This is a genomic window from Hyphomonas sp. UBA3601 (assembly GCF_002375605.1).
Taxonomy (GTDB): Bacteria; Pseudomonadota; Alphaproteobacteria; order Caulobacterales; family Hyphomonadaceae; genus Hyphomonas.
On record NZ_DFME01000139.1, the window covers coordinates 8,925 to 10,314 of the forward strand.

A 1,390-nucleotide genomic window follows, 5' to 3' on the forward strand; every position below is an offset into this window, starting at 1 on the left:
GAGGCGGGATGTGTCTGTCATGGTGAGATTGCCTATCGAGCAAATTGCTTATCGTAACGCTCTCTAGCCATAGTAATTCTCGATTTGAACCATTCATATTTTTTTCTGACGCCATCATCTTCAGCAAACAAACCAATTTGTGCATCTACATAATCTGAAATATCTGAAAATTTCGCCTCCATGGTTGCTGCAAGTATATCCGGGGACACCGGAATTTGAGGGAGAAGCTGGCCTAGTATATTCGATAGAAAATTAGTCCCGTCCGCAACGTCGCGTTCAATGTATTTGGCTTTCAGCTCATCCGACATTCTTGCCAATGCAAAATCATGAAAGGCAATCCTAGGGTGCTTGGTACGGTTTTCCAGCTGATAGGCTTCTATCAGTGCCGGCCCGACAAGTGTCGATGATTTGTGTATTATTGGGCCGAACACGACGCCACCACGGATTAGCACCTTTTCCCTGAGTGCGGTGCGCCATATTTCGTCTAGGCTGTAAATCAACAAATCAGGATTATGCTGTGGCGAAGACAGTATAATAGAATCTGAGAAATGGGTTGAGCGTACTCTTTCTGAATTTGGTAAGCCGAAGTGCTGATGAATATCGGCATCAAAACCGCTGAAATTCAGTGCCGCATTCAAGCCGCGCGCGACAGCATTCCCTTGCAAATTTTCATGACTCGTGCCCGCCCCCGAATTTATCAAAGTGAAGTCTAAGAAATTCGATAACTTTCTCGGCGGCTGGCTCTTGTTGTTGTCGTCCAAAATCTCGTTAGAGAAACCCAGAATATCTACAAATGCAACAAATCGGTTTTCATAAGTGGCAGTGCCAATAGAGGGGTTCGTATTGTAGTGATCACGCAACTCAGCAATCAAATTTGATAGAGGGTCGCCACTCAGTTGGTCTAATATTTCACCATGAGCACCCAAAGCATACGCAAACGGAGCAATATACTCGTGCGCAGAAGTCAAGAGCGATATAGAGGGGTGTTCACTGGCAGCCTCCAACTTAATTAGTTGGACAAAAGATTCGACACGCTCTCGGTGTTCTCTGAACGGTGGCAAACTAACGGTGAAATCGATGAAGTCCAGAAATTCGATCAATTCAGACGGCTGAACAAATTTTCGTTCAACTTTTTTAATCTGCTCAATGACTTCGTTGCGCACATCAGGGTCAACTATCCAACTAAATCTTTGATTCCAATCAATGATACCCATAGCGCAATTCTTTACCCCTCTTCGCTCAAATAAATCTCCCCACCCCTATCCATAAACTCCTTGCTCTTCTCCTCCATCCCTTTTCGCGCTTCGGCAGCCTGCTTCTCCAAGTCGGTCCGCTCATTCTCGGACATCCCCGCCGCATATTCCCGCACTTCGGCGGTGATCTTCATGGA

General features: G+C 45.8%; 1 protein-coding gene. It reads right to left on the reverse strand.

What is annotated here, in order from left to right; genetic code table 11:
* Window positions 1–32: 32 nt before the first annotated feature.
* On the reverse strand, window positions 33–1,214 hold the full coding sequence (locus B4F73_RS15765; protein ID WP_290483741.1) for a hypothetical protein: 1,182 nt from the start codon (window positions 1,212–1,214) through the stop codon (window positions 33–35).
* Window positions 1,215–1,390: the final 176 nt, after the last annotated feature.